This is a genomic window from Streptomyces sp. NPDC003077 (assembly GCF_040611095.1).
GTDB lineage: Bacteria > Actinomycetota > Actinomycetes > Streptomycetales > Streptomycetaceae > Streptomyces.
Window position 1 is genome coordinate 1 of the sequence record NZ_JBEXNM010000065.1, and the last position, 19,460, is coordinate 19,460.

A 19,460-nucleotide genomic window follows, 5' to 3' on the forward strand; every position below is an offset into this window, starting at 1 on the left:
GGAACGTTCCGGGGTGGCGGCCCTTCGTCGTCACAGCACGGAACGCTCGTCCGCGATGACCTTGGGTTCCTCGGGCGGATGGGTGAACTGGATCACCATGGCCGCCAGGACGCCGCCGACCAGCGGGGCCAGGATGAACAGCCACAGCTGGGTGAGCGCCGAGCCGCCCGCGAAGAGGGCCGGGCCCAGGCTCCGCGCCGGGTTCACCGAGGTGCCGGTGAGCGGGATGCCCACCAGGTGGACGACGGCCAGCGCCAGGCCGATCGGCAGGCCGTCGAAGCCGACGACCGCCACGCGGTGGGTGACCGCCAGCACGACGTACACGAACAGGAACGTCAGGATCAGCTCGGCCAGGAAGGCGCCGCCGAGGTTGATGTGCACGGCGGAGCGGTCGCCCCAGCCGTTGCTGCCGAACGCCTCGTCGGTCTTCAGGCCGGGGATCTGGTTGGCCAGCAGGTAGAGCAGGGCGGCGCCGACGATGGCGCCCAGGATCTGGGCGATCCAGTACTCCACCGCCGTGCGGACGGTGATCCGCCGGGCCAGCAGCATGCCGATCGTCACCGCCGGGTTCAGGTGCGAACCCGAGGTCGGGCCGAGCGCGTAGGCCAGGGCCAGCATGACGAAGCCGAAGGTCAGGGCGATGCCGAAGGTGCCGATGTACTCGCCGGCCAGGACGGCCGAGCCGACGGCGAAGAACACCAGGAGCAGCGTGCCGAGGAATTCGGATACGACCGTGCGGGTCTCCATGGCCTCCAGTGCGCGGAACTCCATGGCCATAAGGTCCTCCTCCAGTCCTCCTCGCGAAGATCTCTCTTTCCTCGCATTCTGGGTGCCTGGGGAGGAATCCGCCTCTTGGCCGCACAGCGTCAGCGGGCGGGGTCCGGCGCGGCCGGGCTCACCGGGTGAACAGCGGCTCTCCGGGGATCTCGGCGTCCGGCGGCAGGAGGGCCAGGTCCAGGCCGCGGACGAGGCGGGCGCGGAGCGTCTCGTCGGCGGCCAGCGCGGCGGCCAGCCGCTGGGCGACCTCGGCGGTGACGGCGTCCGGGGTCAGGCCGAGGGCGAGCGTGCCGTCGGTGTCGGCGGAGGGCTCCAGACGGGCGACGCGCACCCCGGGCTCGGCGTCCAGCAGCGCGCGCAGCGCGTCGGTGACGGCCGGGTCGGCGAGCGGGTCGCTGTCGTGCCGGCCCTCGGCGAGGGCGCGCAGCGCGGGGCCGGTGAGGGGGTAGGTCACCGGTCCTGCCATGTCGATGAGCAGCGTGTCGGCCTTCTCGTGGGCGGTCGCCAGCAGCGCCTGCCGCAGGGGCACCGCGACCGGGCGGGCGTCCGGGCGCCAGCGGTGCAGGGTCTCCATGGAGGTGAACGCGGGCAGCGCGCGCCGGCCGTCGGGGGCCTGGAGGGTGGGGACGGCCATGTCGCTGGTCTTCTCGCGGCGCAGCCCGTCCGGGCCGGTCTCCACCTCGCCGAGGACGGCCACGACGGGGACCAGGAGCCGGGCGTCGGCCAGCGCCGCGAGCAGCCGCGGCTCGGCGGAGCGGTCCTCGGCGTACGCGGCGAGCGCCGCGGCGAGTTCGGGGTCGGCCGAGCCGTTGTCGTCGGAGTAACCGGGGTCCGGGATGTTCTTGAGCGCCACGCGGCGAGCCTAACCGCTGAGAGGCCGGGGGCTGCGGTGGGGCCGTTCGGGTGGGAGGCGGGGGCCGGGTGGGGTGGGAGCGGGCGGGGTCCGGGGGGGGCGGTCGGCCGCTGGTGGGTGGGACTGCCTCTGGGGCCGGTCGGCCTCTTGCGGGTGGGCGCGGGGGCAGATCTCCGGGGCTGCAGGTGGGCGCGGGACGGATCTTCGGGGCGGCCGGCGCGCGTCCCATGAGCAGCGGTGGCCCGTCCTCGGGGTGCGGCGCGGCGGAGAAGGCCGCCTCCGTGGCCGGTCGGCCCTGGTAGGTGAGGGCACCTCTGTGGCACGGACCCGGGGCCGGTCGGCCGGGTGGCCCGTCCTCAGGGTGCGGCGCGGCGGAGGGGGTCGCGCCAGATGACGGCGGCGGTGGCGATCAGGAGGAGGCCGGCTCCGGTGGCGGCCCACGGCAGCCAGGTGGTGCCGGTCGCGCGCTCATGGGGGGCGGCGGGGCCGCGGCCGAAGTGGCGGGCGGTGTGGGCGGCGGGGACGGGTTCCTGGGGTTCGGGTTTCAGGTGGGCGCCCGCGTCGATGGCCGCCGCCGGGTCGACCATCCCCGCGCCCAACGCGTCGTTGCGGCCCTCTTCCGGGGCGTCCTGGGCGGTGTCGGTGAGCAGCCGCTTGATCTGGGCGGGGCTCAGGTCGGGGTGGGCCGCGCGGACGAGGGCGACGGCGCCGGAGACGAAGGCGGCGGCGGCGCTGGTGCCCCAGCCCTCGTAGTACCTGCGGTCCGGGTTGGCGATGACCACGCCCACGCCGGGGGCGCAGACCGTGGCGTACCAGCGGCGGGTGGAGAACGGGGCGCGGGAGCCGTAGCGGTCCACGGCCGTGACGGCGATCACGCCCGGGTAGGCGGCCGGGTAGGAGACGTGGTCGCCGTCCGCGCCGCCGTTGCCCGCGGAGGCGATCACGGGGACGCCCTTGCCCAGCGCGTACTGGATGGCGGCGTCCTCGCGCGGCTCCGGGTGGGCCGACTCGCTGTCGTCCCCGAGGGAGAGGTTGATGACGTCGGCGCCGTGGTCGGCGGCCCAGCGGATGCCGTCGGCCAGGGCGCCCGCGCGTTCGCTGCGGGCCCGCGCGCGCTGCGGGTCGCGGTCCTCCAGGATGACCCGGACGGGCAGGATCCTGGCCCCGGGGGCGATGCCGAGGACGCCGTCCGCGCGGCCCGGCCCGTGGCCGCGGCCGGCGATGATCCCCGACATGCCGGTGCCGTGCACGGCCCAGGACTTCTCGCCGCGCCGGGCGCCGAAGCCCACCAGGTCCTTGAGGGGGAGCACCTGGCCGGCGAGGTCGGGGTGGGTGGCGTCCACGCCGGTGTCCAGGACGGCGACGGTGACGCCCTCCCCCTTGGTGGTCCGCCACGCCTGCTGGACGTGCAGGGCGTCCAGGGCCCATTCCTCCGTCCGTATGCCGTCGGCCCGCGCGGGGGCGGACGGCAGCACGGCCAGCGCGGCGGCGGCCAGCGCCAGGCCGAGGGCGCGCAGCGGGTGCCTGGTCATCGCGGACGCTCCGTGGGGTGCTGGGTGGGCCGTTCCTCGACGAGTTCCTCGACGATCTGCTGGACGGCGTCGGCCGCGCCCTTCGCGTCGTGGCCCAGTCCGGACTGGGCGGGCGTGCTCGTGGCGCCGTCCCGGGTCGCCTCGGCGGCGGGGCGCGGATCGGGGACCGCGCGGCCGTCGGCGAACCCGGAAACGGCGTACAGGACGAGCGGCAGATCCGTCCGGACGCGGATGCTCCAGCTCGCGCGCTGGGCCGGGCCGAACCCGGCCGCGGCGGTGCCCTTCGCCGCGTACGGCCGGGGCAGCAGGTCGGTGCGGCGGTCCAGCCGCTCGTTGGCGAAGCGTTTGCTCAACGCCTTCATGCCGACGGGATCGGTCTTGGTGGTCTGCACGCCGACGGTGACGAGGCTGGTGCGCGTCGCGTCGAGGTAGGTGGCGCGCACCAGCCGGGCGCAGCCGACCGGCGCGAGCACCTTGGCCAGTAGGGGGTCGTACGCGCCGGAGCAGCCGCTGTCCGGGGCGACGGCGATCCGCGTCCAGGTGCGGTCGGCGCCGCCGGGACCGGCCGCGGGGCCGTCCAGCGTCGGCGGGAAGAGGGTGTCCACCGGGGCGGTGTGCCACAGCTCGCGCCCCTTGGCGAAGGTGACCTCGGCGGCCGGCCGGTCGTCCACGTCCGACGCCAGCCAGCTCCCGGCCGCCGCCCCGCCGAGCAACCCGAGCCCGAGGACCAGGCAGACGCCCGCGGCGGCGACCCGGCGGGCGGAGCGGCGGGGGGCGGGGGCGGTCCGCCGGGGGCCGGGGACTACGGGGGCGCCGGACGCGGCGGGTGCAGGCGTGCCGGAAACGGCGGGGGCGGACGCGCTTTCCCCGGGTCCGGAGGGTGCGGGCGTGCCGGTGCCGTACGGGCCCGTCGGGGCGGGCACGGTAGGCGGGGCCAACGGCGGCGCGGCCTCCGGGGGGAGGGGGGTGCGTACACCGGGGACGGGACGGGGGCCAGCGGTGGGGGCGGGCCGGGGGCCGACTGGGGCGTTCGGCGCGGGCGGAACGGGCCGGGGGGCGTCGTCGCGGGGTGCATCGGTGCGAGGGGGAACGGGCCCGGGAGCGTCGTTGCGCGGTGCATCGGTGCGCGGAGGTACGGGCCCGGGGCCACCGTTGCGGAGTGCGCCCGCGCGAGGAATGGACCCGGGGGTGTTGTCGCGGGGTGCGCCCGCGCCAGGAGGAACGGAGCCAGGGCCGCCGTTGCGGGCTGCATCGGTGCGCGGAGCGACCTGCCCGAGGCCATCGTTGCCCGGCGCACCCGCGCCAGGAGGAACAGAGCCGGGGCCGCCGTTACGAGGTGCATCGGTGCGCGGAGCAACATGCCCGGGAGTGTCGTTGCGGAGCGCCCCCGAGCCAGGAAGCACGGGCCCAGGACCGCCGTTGCGAGGTGCATCGGTGCGCGGAGCAACATGCCCGAGGCCGTCGTTGCCCGGCGCACCCGTGCGCGGAGGAACGGCCCCAGGGCCATCGTTGCGAGGTGCGCCCGCGCCACGGGACACGGGCCCGGCCTCCCCGCCCTCCGGGTGCCGGTCCGCGTTCCAGAGGGCGCCGCTGTTGGCCAGGTGGAAGGCGGCGGTGTCCCGGTAGGTGGCGGGTGGCACGGCGGGCTTCCGGGGGGTGGGCAGGGTGGCCGGCGGCTCCGGGGCCGGGGGGACGAACGGGGTCTCCGCACCCGGCCGGTGGGCGGCGGGGCTCTTGGTGGGGACGGGCGGCACGGCGGGCGTCCCCTGGAGCGGCCGGGAATCCGAGGGAGCGGACGGCACGGGCGGCTGAGCGTCCTCCGGACGGCCGGCCGCGGCGGGGCGGTGCGCCGGCGGGGCGGTCGGCTTGGGCGGTACGGGCCGTCGGCGCGGGGCGTCTTCCGGACGGCCGCCCACGGTCGGGCGGTGCGCCGGCGGGGGTGGTATGGGAGGGACGGGGCGCGCGTCGGCGCGGTCGGCTTCGGTGCTCACCCGCGCTCCCCCTCGCGCCGCTCGGCCCCGGCCCGACCGGCAATCGGGGCAGGCTGGTTGTTTCCCGGACATCGCACCGCTGACCTGCTGGTGGCGGCGCCCGCCACTCTACGGCCAGCCGGCGGCGGCGCTCCAACCCGTGTCCGGTCTGTCGCCATCTCTCCCCTACCCAGCGGTAGTCGGAGGTGGCAGGCTGCGCGCATGCCGCCGTACTCCTCCGACGCCCCTGGCGACCGGGCCCGTTACGACCGGGCCACCGCCCATCTGGACGCTCCGTTCGCCGTCGTCGACCTGAGGGCCTTCGACGCCAACGCCGCCGACCTGGTACGCCGGGCGCGCGGCAAGCCGATCCGGGTGGCGAGCAAGTCGGTGCGCTGCCGCGCCCTGCTGGAACGGGTGCTGGAGCGGGACGGGTTCGCCGGGATCATGAGCTTCACGCTCGCCGAGTCGCTGTGGCTGGCCCGCTCGGGTTTCCCCGACGTCCTGCTGGCCTACCCGTCGGCGGACCGCGCCGGCTTCGCCGAGCTGGCCGCCGATCCGAAACTGGCGGCGGCGGTGACCGTCATGGTCGACGACGTCGCGCACCTGGAGCTGATCGACGCGGCGCGGGCGGGCGGGACCGAGGAGATCCGGGTGTGCCTGGAGTGGGACACCGCGCTGCGGCTGCTGGGCGGCCGGGTGCGGATCGGTGCCCGGCGCTCCCCGTTGCGCGAGCCCGCGCAGCTGGCGGAGCTGGCCCGGTCGGTGGTCCGCCGGCCCGGGTTCCGGCTGGTGGGGCTGATGGCGTACGAGGCCCATGTGGCCGGGGTGGGCGACGCGGTGACGGGGCGTCCGGTGCGCTCGGCCGCCGTCCGGGCGATGCAGGCCGTGGCGCGCCGGGAGCTGGCGGCGCGGCGCGCGGAGGCGGTCCGCGCCGTGCGGGCCGTGGCGCCGGACCTGGAGTTCGTCAACGGCGGCGGCACGGGGAGCGTCGGGCACACCGCGGCGGAGGCGGCGGTGACGGAGGTCGCGGCCGGGTCCGGCCTGTACGTGCCCCGGCTGTTCGACCACTACCGGTCCTTCCGCGGGCGCCCGGCGGCGCTGTTCGCGCTGCCGGTGGTCCGCCGTCCGGGGCGCGCGGGCGCCAGGACCGGTGTGGTGACGGTGCTCGGCGGCGGCTACCCCGCGTCCGGTGTGGCGGGCCGGGACCGGCTGCCGGTCCCGCACCTGCCGCGCGGGCTGCGCTACGACCCCCAGGAGGGCGCGGGCGAGGTGCAGACGCCGCTGCTGGGCCCGGCCGCCGACCGGCTGCGGGTCGGCGACCGGGTGTGGTTCCGGCACGCCAAGGCGGGCGAGCTGTGCGAACGGTTCGACGCGCTGCACCTGATCGAGGGCGACCGGGTGACGCGGACGGTGCCGACGTACCGCGGGGAGGGACGGACCTTCCTCTGAGCCCGTCCTCCCTTCCTCTGAGCCCGTCCTCGTCGGTCGCGGCGTCCGGACCGGCTGCGCCGCAGAGACCAGCCTCCGCAGCCGCCGCGTCCTGACCGGCCCCGTCGTCCCCCGTCCCGATGGGTCTCATGCGAGCCCTGCGGCGGTGCGCCGCGTCATCCCTGACCGCCCGTCGTCACCGGCCCGTCCCCCGCGGCTGCCCCATACGGACCAGCCTCCGTCGTCACCCGTCCCGATGAGACACCCGTCCCGATGGGACGTCAGACCAGCCCTACGGCGGCACGCCCCCGTCCTCACCGGCCGCCCCGCCTCGACCGGACCCGCCTCGACGGGGCCCCGTCCTCCCCGGCCGCCCGTCGCCACCGGCCCGTCCTCCGCGGAGGCCCGCCCTCACCAGGCGCGAGGGCTCACTTCCGCCCGTACGCCCGGTCCTTCTGGTCCGGCACCACGGACCCGTCCGCGCGCCGCAGCGGACCCTTCGTGCCGTCGGCGTTGGTGTGGCCCTGGGTGGCGCAGGGGTAGACGCCGGACTTGCGCGGCAGCGGGTCGATGAACATCGGCTGGGCGACCCAGCGCCGGTCGGCGTTGTCGTAGGCGCGGCACATCAGCTCGGTCTTGTTGCGGTTGAGGGCCAGGTGGGCGCCGGTGGCGTCGTTCACGAACGTCACGTCGGTGTCGGCGTCGCCCGCGCCGAGGGCGATGCGGTGGGACCAGTCCTGCCGGTCCCAGGCGGCCTTGCCCTTGATCTTGAAGATCTCCTGGTTGATCCAGCAGCGCTTGCCGTCCATGTACGGCAGCACCTCGCCGTGGCCGTCCTTGACGTCACCGCAGCCGCGGATGCCGGTGGTGAGCCTGCCGTGGCGCGTCAGGCTGCGGATGCCGAGGGTGTGCGCGCGGTCCAGGCCGACGCCGCCGGACCACGCCTCGGCGATCGGCTCGGAGGAGGCGGAGACGATGTAGACGTCAAACCCGGCGGCCTTGAGGGTGCGGATCAGGTCGCGCTGCTGGTCGTAGTAGCGGACGTACGCCGGGAGCGTGTGGGTGCCGACCTTCTGGACGCTGCCGATCGGCGCGGCGAGCGCCTCGGCGCGGGCCTGGCGGGCGTACGAGCCGAGCGTGGCCGGGCGCAGGCCCGCGAACAGCTGGGGCACCCAGGCGTACTGGGGCACCGTACGGCGGTGGTGCCAGGTGCCCGCGAACGCCGGCTTGCCGTCCATGGTGCGGCCCTCGCTGCGGATCTCCATGATCTCGTCGGCGCAGGCGGCGTTGCGGGAGGTGCGCAGCGGGGCGCCCACGGGGACGGTGGTGCCGCAGGCCTTGGTCAGGGTGCGGTCGGCGGCGGCGGTCAGCCACGGGTTGGTGGCGCGCCAGGTCCTGGGGCGGGGGATCTTGTCGTGCCGCAGCGCCCAGGCGACGGTGGCGTCCGAGATGTCGTTCTTGACGACGGTGTTGTCCCAGTCGAAGGCGGCGACGGGGCGGCCCGACGGCCCGGGCTTGGGGTGCGAGCAGATGCCGCGCTCGTCGATCATCCGCTGGAGCCGGGCGCGGTTGTCGCCGTGCCACTTCAGGTTCTTGGAGAGCTGCGGGCAGTACGTGCGCTCGCCGGGGCGGGCGGCGGGCGCCGCGCCGGCGGCCGGGACGGACGTCGCCAGGGCGGCGGCGGTCACCAGGCCGGTGAGCAGGGTGCGCGTGATCCTCATATGTCTGATCTCCTCATACGTCCGGTGGGGACGCGTCCGATGGACGGGCCGCAGGGCGCCATTCGGACCTCCCGGGGCAGGACGGACATCGGGACCGGCGCGGGCCGGTCCCGATGTTGATCTTGAACGTCGGTCGGAGCCTACAGCGGAGTGACGTACGCCCCCGCGATGCCGCCGTCCACCAGGAATTCGGCCGCGTTGACGAACGAGGAGTCGTCGCTGGCCAGGAAGGCGACCGCGGCGGCGATCTCCTCGGGCTCGGCGAACCGGCCGGCCGGGACGTGCACCAGGCGGCGGGCGGCGCGCTCGGGGTCCTTGGCGAACAGTTCCTTCAGCAGCGGGGTGTTCACCGGCCCGGGGCACAGCGCGTTGACCCGGATGCCCTCCCGCGCGAACTGCACGCCCAGTTCGCGGGACATGGACAGCACGCCGCCCTTGGACGCGGTGTAGCTGATCTGGGAGGTGGCGGCGCCCATCACGGCCACGAAGGAGGCGGTGTTGATGATGGAGCCCTTGCCCTGCCGCCGCATGTAGGGCAGGACGTGCTTGCAGCACAGGTAGACCGAGGTGAGGTTGACCTCCTGCACGCGCTTCCAGGCGTCCAGTCCGGTGGTGAGGATCGAGTCGTCCTCGGGCGGGGAGATGCCCGCGTTGTTGAAGGCGACGTCGACCGATCCGTAGGTGTCGTAAGCGGTCTTGAACAGCGCCTCGACCTGGTCGGAGTCGGTCACGTCGACCTTGACGAACAGGCCGCCGACCTCCTCGGCCGCGGCCTTGCCCGAGGTCTCGTCGATGTCCGCGCACACCACGCGGGCGCCCTCGGCGGCCAGGCGGCGGGCGGTGGCCAGGCCGATGCCGCTGCCGGCACCGGTGATCACGGCGGTGCGGTCCACCAGGCGGCGGCAGACGGGCGGGGTGGCGGACGTAGCAGACCGGGCGGTCCGGTCGGCAGAGTCGGCGGAGTCGGCGGAGGCGTTCTGGTCGGCCGGGGCGGGCTGGTCGCTCACTCAGTTCTCCTCGGTGCTGATGAAGACGTTCTTGGTCTCGGTGAAGGCGGTCAGCGCGTCCGGGCCCAGCTCGCGGCCCAGTCCCGACTGTTTGAACCCGCCGAAGGGGGTCCAGTAGCGCACGCTGCTGTGGGAGTTGACGGAAAGGTTGCCCGCCGCCACGGCGCGCGCCACGCGCACCGCACGGCCCACGTCGCGGGTCCACACCGAGCCCGACAGGCCGTAGTCGGTGGCGTTGGCGATGCGGACGGCGTCCACCTCGTCCTCGAACGGGATGGCCACCGCGACCGGGCCGAAGATCTCCTCCACGGCGGCGCGGTCGGTCGGCGAGCCCTCCAGGACGGTCGGCGGGTACCAGAAGCCCTTGCCGGTGGGCGCCTGGCCCCGGATGGCGACCGGGGCGTCCTCGGGGACGTAGGACCGTACGCGGTCCCGCTGGGCGGCGGAGATCAGCGGGCCCATGTCGGTCGCCGGGTCGGCCGGGTCGCCGACGGCGACGGCCTTGACGGCCGGTTCGAGGAGCTCCATGAAGCGGTCGTAGACGGAGCGCTGGACGAGGATGCGGCTGCGGGCGCAGCAGTCCTGCCCGGCGTTGTCCAGGAAGGAGCCGGGGGCGGTGGCGGCGGCCCGTTCGAGGTCGGCGTCGGCGAAGACGATGTTGGGGCTCTTGCCGCCGAGTTCGAGGGTGAGCCGCTTGGTCCGCGCGGCGCACTTGGCGGCGATGGCGCGGCCGACGGCGGTGGAGCCGGTGAAGACGATCTTCGCGACGCCCGGGTGCTCGACCAGGGCGGCGCCGGTGACCGTCCCCTTCCCCGGCAGGACCTGGAAGAGCCCTTCGGGCAGCCCGGCCTCCCGCGCGTACTCCGCCAGGCGCAGGGCGGTCAGCGGCGTGTTCTCGGCGGGCTTGAGGAGGACGGCGTTGCCCGCGGCGAGCGCCGGGGCGGCGCCCCAGGCGGCGATCGGCATCGGGAAGTTCCACGGGACGATGACGCCGACCACGCCCAGCGGCTCGTGGAAGGTGACGTTCAGCCCGCCGGCGACCGGGATCTGCGCCCCGGTCAGCCGCTCCACGCCGCCGGCGGCGTAGTGCAGCAGGTCGCGGACGTTGCCCGCCTCCCACCGGCCGGCGGCCGTCGGGTGGCCCGCCTCGGCCAGCTCCAGTCCGGCCAGCACCGGGATGTTCGCGTCCACGACCTGGGCGAACCGGCGCAGGACGAGGGCCCGTTCGCCGGGCGGCAGGGCGGCCCACTTCTCCTGGGCCCGGGCGGCCCGCCGGACGGCGGCGTCCACCTCGGCGGGGGTGGTGCCGCGGACGGTGGCGACGACTTCCTCGGTCGCGGGGTTGACGACCTTCAGTTCGTGCTCGGTGGGGTCCACGTGGCCGGTGGCGGGACTGCCGTCCGCGTGGCCGGTGGGGTGGCTGCCGTCCACGCGGCCGGTGGGCTGGCGGTCGTGTGCGTGCTTCGGGTCGTGGTTCGGTGTGTGCGGCACGTTCGCGGTCCTCACATCCGCTCGAAGGAGCGGTGGCGCTCCCAGTCCGTGACGGCGGCGTCGTAGGCGTCCTGCTCGACGCGCGCCATGTGCAGGTAGTGCTCGACGACCTCGGCGCCGAACGCCTCCCGGGCGATGGCGCTGCCCTCCCACAGGGCGGCGGCCTCGCGCAGGGTGGCCGGGACGTGGGCGGCGGCGCTGGTGTAGGCGTTGCCGGTGACCGGCTCGGGGAGGTCGAGTCCGCGCTCCACGCCGTGCAGCCCGGCGGCGATCATCGCGGCGACGGTCAGGTACGGGTTCACGTCGCCGCCGGGGAGCCGGTTCTCCAGGCGGTGGGCGGCACCGTGGCCGACGACGCGCAGCGCGCAGGTGCGGTTGTCCGGGCCCCAGGCGACGGCGGTGGGGGCGAAGGAGCCGGGCCGGAAGCGCTTGTAGGAGTTGATGTTCGGGGCGTGGAAGAGGGTGAGTTCGCGCAGCGCGGCGAGCTGTCCGGCGAGGAAGTGCCGCATGACCGGGGACATCCCGTAGGGGTCGGTGTCGTCGGCCAGGACGGGCCGCCCGGCCTCGTCGCGCAGGGAGAGGTGGACGTGGCAGGAGTTGCCCTCGCGCTCGTCGTACTTGGCCATGAAGGTGAGCGCCATGCCCTCCTGAGCCGCTATCTCCTTGGCGCCGGTCTTGTAGATCGCGTGCTGGTCGCAGGTCGTCAGCGCCTCGTCGTAGACGAACACGATCTCGTGCTGGCCGAGGTTGCACTCGCCCTTGGCGGACTCCACGGTCATGCCCGCGGCGCCCATCTCGTTGCGGACCCGGCGCAGCAGCGGCTCGACCCGGCCGGTGCCGAGCACGGAGTAGTCGACGTTGTACTGGTTCGCCGGGCGCAGGTCGCGGTAGCCGCGGTTCCAGGCGTCCTCGTAGGTGTCCTTGAAGACCATGAACTCCAGCTCGGTACCGGCGTACGCGGTCCAGCCGCGCTCGGCGAGGCGGTCGAGCTGGCGGCGCAGGATCTGCCGCGGCGAGGCGACCACCGGCGAACCGTCGTGCCAGGCGAGGTCGGCCAGCAGCAGGGCGGTGCCCTCGTTCCAGGGGGTGCGGCGCAGCGTTCCCACGTCGCCGTGCAGGGCGAAGTCGCCGTACCCGCGTTCCCAGGAGGCCATCGCGTAGCCGTCGACGGTGTTCAGTTCCACGTCCACCGCGAGGAGGTAGTTGCACCCCTCGGTACCGTGCTCCAGCACCCGGTCGAGGAAGAACGGGGCGGCGAACCGCTTGCCCTGGAGCCGGCCCTGCATGTCGGTGAAGGCCAGGACGACGGTGTCGATCTCCCCGGTGCCGACGAGCCTGCGCAGCTCCTCGACGGCGAGCGGGGGCGTGCGGTCTGCCACGGTCATGCCTCCTGTCGGTGCATCCGGAGGTCATAAGGTAGGTCCGAGAACCATTGGTTGGGAAGGGGCTCCGATGTCGGCGGGACCGGTGACGAGGGGGGCGGCGGTGGGGAGTTCGCGGGCACGGCGTGCGGGAACGGCCCGCCCGGGGCCGGAGGGCCCGGCGGACGCGGCGGGGGCCGGCGGGGGGCCGGACGGGCGGTGCGCGGCGGACCGGCTGGGGTCCGTACTGCGTCCGGTGCGGGCCGGCAACGGCTTCGAGGAGGCGCTGGAGCAGATACTCCAGGTCGTCCGGCTGGGCCTGGTCCCCCAGGGCGAACGGCTGCCCGCCGAGCGCGAGTTGGCCGACCGGCTGGGGATCAGCCGGGTGACGCTGCGCGAGGTGCTGAAGGTCCTCCAGGACGAGGGGCTGGTGGAGAGCCGGCGCGGACGCTACGGCGGGACGTTCGTGCGGGGCCGCGCGGAGGGCGCCGGCGAGGCGGAACTGCGGCGCCGCGTCGAACAGGTGGACATCGAGGACACCCTGCGGTTCCGCGAGGTCCTGGAGGTGGGCGCGGCGGAGCTGTGCGCCGCCCGGGGGCTGCCGGACGCGGGCGCGCGGCGGCTGCGCGACGCCCTGGCCGCCACCCACGACGCCCCGCTGCCCGACTACCGCCGCCGCGACACGCTGCTCCACCTCACGCTGGCCGAGCTGTCCGGCTCCCCCTCGCTGGCCGCCCAGTACGCGGCCGTCCGGGCGACCGTGAACGACCTGCTGGACTGCATCCCGCTGCTGGTGCGCAACCTGGAGCACTCGCAGGCGCAGCACGCCGCGCTGGTCGACGCGGTGCTGCGGGGCGACGCGGACGGCGCGCGGGAGGCGATGCGCGAGCACTGCGGGGGGACAGCGGCGCTTTTGCGGGGGTTCTTGGCGCGGCCGGGGTGTTGAGGAGCGGGGGTCGGGGGCGTGAGGGAGCGAGGGCCGGGCGCGGACCGGGAAGGTGACGAGCGGGGCCGGGGCACGCCGGAAACGGGAGGAGCGGGGCTCGCTCGGCGCCGTCGTCCGTCTTTTACGCCCGGGGGCTTGCGCGCGGGCCGCCGGGAACGCAAAGGTATGCGGCTGAACCATTGATCGGATCGGTCTGGGTCCCGTCGTCGAAGTGTCTCGAAGCGGCGTCGCCCGTCGTCCCCGTTCGTCAAAGGGACGGCGTTCGCCCGGCGGGCATCACTCCGGAGGGCAGGCTCCAGGCCGAGCCGGCACCGCACGCCCTCGTCCCATCCTTCGTCCCACCCCTTCGTCTCTTCCCCCTACGTCCCTTCCCCCTACGTCCCTTCGCCCCCGGCGAGGCAGGAGCGGCAGATGGCCGACAGCAGGGATCCCCGTACCGCACCCCCCGGCGCGTCCGTGTCCTACGACGGCGGGTCCGGGACCGGCGGGCACGCGCCCGGCGGACCGTCCCCCGACACCCCGTCCGCCGGCGGGGGCGCGGCAGCCCCCGCGGACGCCTACCTGGAGCGGCGCGCGCTCCGGCGCGGCAGCGCGGGGCCGCTGCTGCTGACCGGGCTGGGCGTCGCCTACGTCGTCTCGGGCGACTTCTCAGGCTGGAACAACGGCCTGGCGCAGGGCGGTTTCGGCGGGCTCGCCATCGCCGCCGTCCTGATGGGCCTGATGTACACCTGCCTGGTCTTCGCGCTGGCGGAGCTGGCCTCCGTCCTGCCGACGGCGGGCGGCGGCTACGGCTTCGCCCGCCGCGCGCTGGGCACCTGGGGCGGCTTCCTGACCGGGACCGCCATCCTCATCGAGTACGTGCTCGCGCCCGCCGCGATCTCCATCTTCATCGGCGACTACGTGCGGTCCCTGGGCCTGTTCGGGCTGACCTCCGGCTGGCCGGTCTACCTCGCCTGCTTCGTCGTCTTCATCGGCATCCACCTGTGGGGCGTCGGGGAGGCGCTGCGGTTCAGCCTCGTGGTCACGGCCGTGGCGGTCGCCGCCGTCCTGGTCTTCGCCGTCGCCGCGCTCACGGACTTCCGGGTGGCCGCGCTCGACGACATCCCGGTCGACGCGAACGCGTGGGGGGCGAATTCCTGGCTGCCGTTCGGGGTGCTGGGCATCTGGGCGGCGTTCCCGTTCGGCATGTGGTTCTTCCTCGGGGTGGAGGGCGTCCCGCTGGCCGCCGAGGAGACCCGCGACCCGGCCCGCACGCTGCCGAAGGCAATGGCCGCCGCGATGGGCATCCTGCTGCTGCTCGCCGTGGTCACCTTCCTCGCGGCGACCGGCGCCCGCGGCTCGGCGGCCCTCCAGTCGGTGGGCGACCCGCTGGTCCAGGCGCTGCGACCGGACGGGAAGCCCACGGCGGTGAGCCGGATCGTCAACTACGCCGGGCTCGCCGGGCTGGTGGCGTCCTTCTTCTCCCTGATCTTCGCGGGTTCGCGGCAGCTGTTCGCGCTCTCCCGGGCCGGTTACCTGCCCCGCTTCCTGTCCCTGACCAGCCGCCGCAAGGCCCCCTACCTCGGCCTGCTGGTGCCGGGCGCCCTCGGCTTCACGCTCGCCGCGGCCACCGGGGACGGGGCGCGCATGCTGAACATCGCGGTCTTCGGCGCCACGATCTCCTACGCGCTCATGTCGCTCTCCCACATCGTCCTGCGCCGCCGCGAACCCGAACTCCACCGCCCCTACCGCACCCCCGGCGGCAGCCTGACCTCCACCGTCGCCTTCGTCCTGTCCTGCGCCGCGCTGGTGGCGACGTTCCTCGTGGACCGGACGGCGGCCTTCCTCGCCCTGGGCGTGTACGGGGTCGCGCTGGCCTACTTCGCCCTGTACTCCCGGCACCGGCTGGTGGCGGCGGCCCCCGAGGAGGAGTTCGCGGCCCTGGCGGCGGCGGAGGCGGAGTTGAAACGGGAGTGACCCCGACCGTACGCCCGAACCACCGCACCCCGGAGGAGTCGTGACCCCACCCCTGATCGGCGTCAGCACCTACCTGGAGGACGAGGCCCGCTGGGGCGTGTGGGCCCAGCCCGCCGCCCTGCTCCCCGCCGGCTATCACCGGCTCGTCCAACAGGCGGGCGGACTGGCCGCCCTGCTGCCGCCCGACGCCCCGGAGGCCGCCCCCGCCGCGGTCGCCCGGCTGGACGGCCTGGTGATCGCGGGCGGCCCGGACGTCCAGCCCGCCCGGTACGGCGCCGCGCCCGACCCCCGTACGGGCCCGCCCGCGCCCGAGCGGGACGCGTGGGAACTGGCCCTGATCGACGCGGCGCTGACCGGCGGGGTCCCGCTGCTGGGCATCTGCCGGGGGCTGCAACTGCTGAACGTGGCGCGCGGCGGCACGCTCGTCCAGCACATCGACGCGCACGCCGGGCCGCCCGGCGTGTTCGCCCGGCACGAGGTCGAACCGGTGCCGGGGACGGAGCTGGCCGACGTACTGCCCGGACCGGTGTCGGTGCCGACCTACCACCACCAGGCGGTGGACCGGCTCGGCGACGGCCTGCGCGCGAGCGCGCACGCGGCCGACGGCACGATCGAGGCGCTGGAACTCCCGGGCGCCGCCGGGTTCGCGCTGGCCGTGCAGTGGCATCCGGAGGCCGGGGAGGACGTCCGGGTGATGGAGGCGCTGGTGAGGGCGGCGCGGGAGCGGTCGGCGGGGCGGTGAGGGGGCGCGCCGCACGGGCGCGGTGCCGGAAGCGGTTGCCCGCGGCACGCGTCAGGAGAAGGGATCGCCCGCGACACCGGCGATCCGCACGAGCCCGTCTCCGTCGGAATCGGACACCTTCACGTAGAGGGTGAACGTCCAGTCCTCCTCGTCCGCCCGGCCGTGCGCCCATGCCAGGACTTCTTCGACGGTTGACCCGGTCACCTCGTATTCGTGCGAGGTGACGGCATTCCTGTCCCAGAAATAGACGCGGAATGTGGGGGTCTCTTGCTCCCAGGAAATGTCTCGCGGGTCTACGCGTCGTTTCTCCATGTCGGCATGCTAGGGAGGCCCGTCGCGTGGCGGTGGTCGGCAAGCGACCGCCACGCGTCAAGCGACCGCCACGCTCGGCGCGATGCGAGCGAACCTCTACCCAGGTGCCTTCACCCCGCCCTCCTCCGCGTGAGCCCCAGCAGATCGCGGGCCGGGCCCGCGGGGCGGCGGCCGGTGGGCCACACCGCCCGGAGTTCGCGCCGCAGGCGCAGGTCGCGGACCGGGACCTCGACCAGGCGCCGGGCGGCGAGTTCCTCCCGCACGGCCAGTTCGCTCAGCACGGCGGGCGCCGCCTCGTTCACGGCCGCCGCCTTCACCGCCGTGGTGGAGGACAGCTCCAGCAGCGGTTCCGCGAGGCCGCCGTGCCCGGCGAGCGCCGCGTCCAGCACCTGGCGCGTGCCCGAGCCGCGCTCGCGCAGCACCAACGGAGCGGCGGCCAACTCGGCGGCGGTCAGCCCGGCACGCCGCCGGGCCCACGGGTGCCCGGGCGCGGCGACGACGACGAGCCGGTCGTGCCCGACGACCGCGCCGTCCAGTCCCGTGGGCACGTCCAGCCCCTCGACGAAGCCGAGGTCCGCGTCCTCGTCCAGCAGCCGCCGCGCGACCGCCGCGGAATTGCCCGCGAGCAGGGAGACGGCGGTGTCCGGGCGTTCGGCGCGCAGCGCGATGAGCCAGCCGGGCAGCAAATATTCGGCGATGGTCATGCTCGCCGCGACCCGTAGCCGCGAGTCGCGCCGGACCCGCAGCGCCTGGGCCCCGGCGTCGAACGCCTCGGCGGCCTCCACGATCCGCCGCGCCCAATCCGTGACGAGCGCCCCGGCGTCGGTGAGCCGGGAACCGCGCGGGGAACGCTCCACCAGCCCGACCCCGAGTTGCCGCTCCATCGAACGGATGCGGCTGCTCGCGGCGGGCTGGGTGATGCCCATCTGCCGGGCGGCCCGCCCCAGGCTGCCCAGCCGCGCCACCGCCAGCAGCAGTTCCAGGGCGCCCAGGTCGGGCACCCGGTGCGCGAGCGGAGCGCCTTCCCGGTGCCGCTCCTCCACCGGCTCAGCGCCCATGCCGTCCGGCCTCCCCGGCCCGTACGGAGCACCCCGCGCTCGTCACCCACCTGCAACACGTCATAAACCCAGCTTATGACCTCATAGATCCGTACTCCCTGGTGGCACCGGACGGCCCTGGACAGGCTGGCCCCATGGCACCTCAAGCACGTCTCCGGCCACCGAGCGGCACCGGCTCCCACCCGGACACCGGGCGGACCGGCCCTCGCACCGTCCCGTCCCCCCGCACCGCCTCGTCCCCCTCCGTGCGCCACCTGGGCCCCAACTGGTACGCCACGGTCATGGGCACCGCGATCGTCGCCACCGCCGGCACCGCCGTGTTCCCCTCCGGCCCGCACCTCGTCTACCAGGTCGTGTGGGCGCTCTCGGTTGCGATGCTGGCGGCGCTCGTGACCGCGCGGGCGGTCCACTGGCTGCGCCACGCCGACCAGGCCAGACGGCACCTCCTCGATCCGGCCGTGGCGCCCTTCCACGGCTGCACGGCCATGGCGCCGCTCGCGGTCGCCGGCGCCACGACGGCCGTCGGCCCCGGGGTGATCGGCGAGCGGGCCGCGGTGCTCGTCCACGGGGTGCTGTGGGTCGCCGGTACGGCCCTGGGGCTGGTCGCCGCGGCGGGCATCCCGTACCTGATGGCGACCCGGCACCGGATCGCCGCGGACGGCGCGTCGCCCGTCTGGCTGCTGCCGGTCGTGGCGCCCATGGTGTCCGCCGCCACGGGGCCCGCGCTGGTGCCGCACCTTCCGGCCGGGCAGGCGCGGGCGACCCTGTTGCTGGCGTGCTGCGCGCTGTTCGGGATGTCGCTGTTCGCCACGCTGCTGATCCTGCCGCTGGTGTTCTCGCGGCTGCTGCGGCACGGCCCGCCCGCGCTCCCGCTGACGCCGACCCTCTTCCTCGTCCTGGGTCCGCTCGGCCAGTCCACGACCGCCGTGCACAACGTCGCGGAGGCGGCGCCGGGCGTGCTCGGGCACCCGTACGCGGACGCGTTCCGGGCGTTCGCCGTGGTGTACGGCGTGCCGGTGACGGGGTTCGCGCTGCTGTGGCTGGCGGTGGCGGTGGCCATGACGGTGCGCGCCGTGCGGGCGGGCCTGCCGTTCGCCATGACGTGGTGGGGGGCGACCTTCCCGGTCGGCACGTGCGTGACGGGGGCGGCGGGCCTGGCCCGCCAGACCGGCCTCACCGCCTTCCTCTGGCTCGCGGCGGGCCTGTACGCGCTACTGGTGGCGGCCTGGCTGACGGCGGGCACCCGGACGGCGCTGGGGCTGTGGCGGGGCGACCTGCTGGCACCGCCGGCGGCGAAGGCCACGCCCGTCGGGACGGCGGATGTCGCGTCCGCCAAGACGACGGATGTCGCGTCCGTGGAGACGGCTGGCGCCACGTCCGTCAGGACACCGGTCGCCGGACCCACCAAGACGCCGGACGCCGCGTCCGTCTGGACCACGCCGGCGCCCCCGGGCCCTTCCCCCTACGCCCGCACGGAAGCCCCCGTCACCCCGCAGCCCTCAACGCGGCCGTGAGGACCGCCGGCGCCTCCACCAACGACGGCCCGTACCACGTCAGATGGCGCCCGCTGACGAGCGCCGCGGGCAGACCGGGGAACGCCTCGGGGCCGTCGTCGGCCGTGAAGAGGTACGGCTCGTCGGGGAGGACGACGAGGTCGGCGCCGGACGCGTTCAGCTCCTCGACGGGCACCCGCGGATAGCGTTCGGCGTGGTGCGCGTAGAGGTTCGCCACGCCCAGGCGGGCCAGCAGGTCGCCCGCGAAGGTGTCGCGGCCGAGCACCATCCAGGGCCGCCGCCACACCGGCACCACGGCGCGCCGCGCCTCGGCGGGCCGCACGTCCCGCCACGCCTCCGCGGCCTCGTCGAGCCAGCCCGGCCGGGGCAGCCCGCAGCCGCGCACCAATACCCGTTCCAGCTCGCGCAGCGCCTGGTCCAGGTCGCGGACCTCGGTGACCACGACTTCCAGGCCCGCGGCGCGCAGCACGGCGAGGTCCGGGGCGCGGTTCTCCTCCTCGTTGGCGATGACGAGGTCGGGGGCGAGGGCAATGATCCGGTCGGTGTCCGGGTTCTTCGTCCCGCCGACGCGGGCGACGTCGAGTTCCGCCGGGTGGGAGCACCAGTCGGTGACCCCGACCAGCATCTCGGGCGCCTCGGCGGCCACCGCCTCGGTCAGGGACGGCACGAGCGACACCACACGCCGCCGAGCTGTGGGACGGGTCATTCCCCCACGGTACGCCGCGGGCCGCTCCCGGTGAGCGGCGGGTCGGGGCGGGGGACGTTCTCCTGACTCTGCGTCAATTCACG

16 protein-coding genes are annotated in these 19,460 nt (G+C 75.3%); 5 read left to right on the forward strand and 11 right to left on the reverse strand.

All coding sequences use genetic code 11. The features are described 5' to 3' along the window. Positions 1-30: 30 nt before the first annotated feature. From ABZX96_RS30690 to ABZX96_RS30705, 4 genes are all read right to left on the reverse strand, one after another. Positions 31-747: an MIP family channel protein gene (locus ABZX96_RS30690; RefSeq protein WP_355550750.1), complete on the reverse strand. Its 717-nt coding sequence runs from the start codon at positions 745-747 to the stop codon at positions 31-33. Between the two features lie 148 nt (positions 748-895). Then, a complete protein-coding gene (locus tag ABZX96_RS30695; RefSeq protein WP_355550681.1) occupies positions 896-1,630 on the reverse strand; it encodes an SseB family protein in 735 nt (244 codons plus the stop codon). Between the two features lie 356 nt (positions 1,631-1,986). Then, the gene (gene mycP / locus ABZX96_RS30700; protein WP_355550683.1) at positions 1,987-3,162 is read right to left on the reverse strand and encodes a type VII secretion-associated serine protease mycosin; all 1,176 of its coding nucleotides are present in this window, start codon (positions 3,160-3,162) and stop codon (positions 1,987-1,989) included. Continuing rightward, on the reverse strand, positions 3,159-4,085 hold the full coding sequence (locus ABZX96_RS30705) for a hypothetical protein (protein WP_355550684.1): 927 nt from the start codon (positions 4,083-4,085) through the stop codon (positions 3,159-3,161). The genes mycP and ABZX96_RS30705 overlap by 4 nt, the downstream gene beginning before the upstream one ends. Positions 4,086-5,354: 1,269 nt before the next feature. On the opposite strand from ABZX96_RS30705, the gene ABZX96_RS30710 reads away from it, so the two are divergent. After that, a complete protein-coding gene (locus ABZX96_RS30710) occupies positions 5,355-6,584 on the forward strand; it encodes an amino acid deaminase/aldolase (RefSeq protein WP_355550685.1) in 1,230 nt (409 codons plus the stop codon). Between the two features lie 407 nt (positions 6,585-6,991). Here ABZX96_RS30710 and ABZX96_RS30715 read toward each other — a convergent pair whose 3' ends face one another. The 4 genes from ABZX96_RS30715 to ABZX96_RS30730 form a co-directional block, all read right to left on the reverse strand. Continuing rightward, positions 6,992-8,284, reverse strand: a complete 1,293-nt coding sequence (locus ABZX96_RS30715) for a haloacid dehalogenase-like hydrolase (protein ID WP_355550686.1) — start codon at positions 8,282-8,284, stop codon at positions 6,992-6,994. 140 nt (positions 8,285-8,424) lie between these two features. Beyond that, complete coding sequence (locus ABZX96_RS30720; RefSeq protein ID WP_355550752.1) at positions 8,425-9,180, reverse strand: 3-oxoacyl-ACP reductase; 756 nt, start codon at positions 9,178-9,180, stop codon at positions 8,425-8,427. Positions 9,181-9,291: 111 nt separating this feature from the next. Further along, positions 9,292-10,668, reverse strand: a complete 1,377-nt coding sequence (locus ABZX96_RS30725) for an aldehyde dehydrogenase family protein (protein WP_355550753.1) — start codon at positions 10,666-10,668, stop codon at positions 9,292-9,294. A 125-nt stretch (positions 10,669-10,793) separates the two neighbouring features. After that, positions 10,794-12,161 (reverse strand): glutamine synthetase family protein, encoded by a 1,368-nt coding sequence (locus tag ABZX96_RS30730; RefSeq protein WP_355550755.1) that lies wholly within the window; start codon positions 12,159-12,161, stop codon positions 10,794-10,796. Positions 12,162-12,234: 73 nt separating this feature from the next. Here ABZX96_RS30730 and ABZX96_RS30735 point away from each other — a divergent pair, with 73 nt between their 5' ends. From ABZX96_RS30735 to ABZX96_RS30745, 3 genes are all read left to right on the forward strand, one after another. After that, positions 12,235-13,089, forward strand: coding sequence for an FCD domain-containing protein (locus ABZX96_RS30735; RefSeq protein WP_355550687.1), 855 nt, complete (start codon positions 12,235-12,237; stop codon positions 13,087-13,089). A 411-nt stretch (positions 13,090-13,500) separates the two neighbouring features. Continuing rightward, positions 13,501-15,045 carry an ethanolamine permease gene (gene eat, locus ABZX96_RS30740; RefSeq protein ID WP_355550689.1) on the forward strand — a complete coding sequence of 515 codons (1,545 nt, stop codon included), beginning with the start codon at positions 13,501-13,503 and terminating at the stop codon, positions 15,043-15,045. A gap of 40 nt (positions 15,046-15,085) precedes the next feature. Continuing rightward, a complete protein-coding gene (locus ABZX96_RS30745; protein WP_355550691.1) occupies positions 15,086-15,787 on the forward strand; it encodes a gamma-glutamyl-gamma-aminobutyrate hydrolase family protein in 702 nt (233 codons plus the stop codon). Between the two features lie 51 nt (positions 15,788-15,838). Here ABZX96_RS30745 and ABZX96_RS30750 read toward each other — a convergent pair whose 3' ends face one another. After that, entirely contained in the window at positions 15,839-16,099 is a 261-nt protein-coding gene (locus ABZX96_RS30750) for a hypothetical protein (protein ID WP_355550693.1), read from the reverse strand. A gap of 110 nt (positions 16,100-16,209) precedes the next feature. Then, positions 16,210-17,157 (reverse strand): LysR family transcriptional regulator, encoded by a 948-nt coding sequence (locus ABZX96_RS30755; protein WP_355550695.1) that lies wholly within the window; start codon positions 17,155-17,157, stop codon positions 16,210-16,212. Positions 17,158-17,291: 134 nt separating this feature from the next. Between ABZX96_RS30755 and ABZX96_RS30760 the strand changes: the two genes are divergently transcribed. Further along, a complete protein-coding gene (locus tag ABZX96_RS30760; RefSeq protein WP_355550697.1) occupies positions 17,292-18,671 on the forward strand; it encodes a TDT family transporter in 1,380 nt (459 codons plus the stop codon). On the opposite strand, the gene ABZX96_RS30765 is transcribed toward ABZX96_RS30760, so the two are convergent. Beyond that, entirely contained in the window at positions 18,643-19,377 is a 735-nt protein-coding gene (locus ABZX96_RS30765) for a helical backbone metal receptor (RefSeq protein ID WP_355550699.1), read from the reverse strand. The genes ABZX96_RS30760 and ABZX96_RS30765 overlap by 29 nt on opposite strands. Positions 19,378-19,460: the final 83 nt, after the last annotated feature.

Coding starts and splice junctions, on each gene's coding strand:
- ABZX96_RS30710 (WP_355550685.1), top strand. CDS start 5,355: ATGCCGCCGTACTCCTCCGACGCCCCTGGCGACCGGGCCCGTTACGAC.
- ABZX96_RS30765 (WP_355550699.1), bottom strand. CDS start 19,377: ATGACCCGTCCCACAGCTCGGCGGCGTGTGGTGTCGCTCGTGCCGTCC.
- ABZX96_RS30760 (WP_355550697.1), top strand. CDS start 17,292: ATGGCACCTCAAGCACGTCTCCGGCCACCGAGCGGCACCGGCTCCCAC.
- ABZX96_RS30755 (WP_355550695.1), bottom strand. CDS start 17,157: ATGGGCGCTGAGCCGGTGGAGGAGCGGCACCGGGAAGGCGCTCCGCTC.
- ABZX96_RS30690 (WP_355550750.1), bottom strand. CDS start 747: ATGGAGACCCGCACGGTCGTATCCGAATTCCTCGGCACGCTGCTCCTG.
- mycP (WP_355550683.1), bottom strand. CDS start 3,162: ATGACCAGGCACCCGCTGCGCGCCCTCGGCCTGGCGCTGGCCGCCGCC.
- ABZX96_RS30750 (WP_355550693.1), bottom strand. CDS start 16,099: ATGGAGAAACGACGCGTAGACCCGCGAGACATTTCCTGGGAGCAAGAG.
- ABZX96_RS30735 (WP_355550687.1), top strand. CDS start 12,235: ATGTCGGCGGGACCGGTGACGAGGGGGGCGGCGGTGGGGAGTTCGCGG.
- eat (WP_355550689.1), top strand. CDS start 13,501: ATGGCCGACAGCAGGGATCCCCGTACCGCACCCCCCGGCGCGTCCGTG.
- ABZX96_RS30715 (WP_355550686.1), bottom strand. CDS start 8,284: ATGAGGATCACGCGCACCCTGCTCACCGGCCTGGTGACCGCCGCCGCC.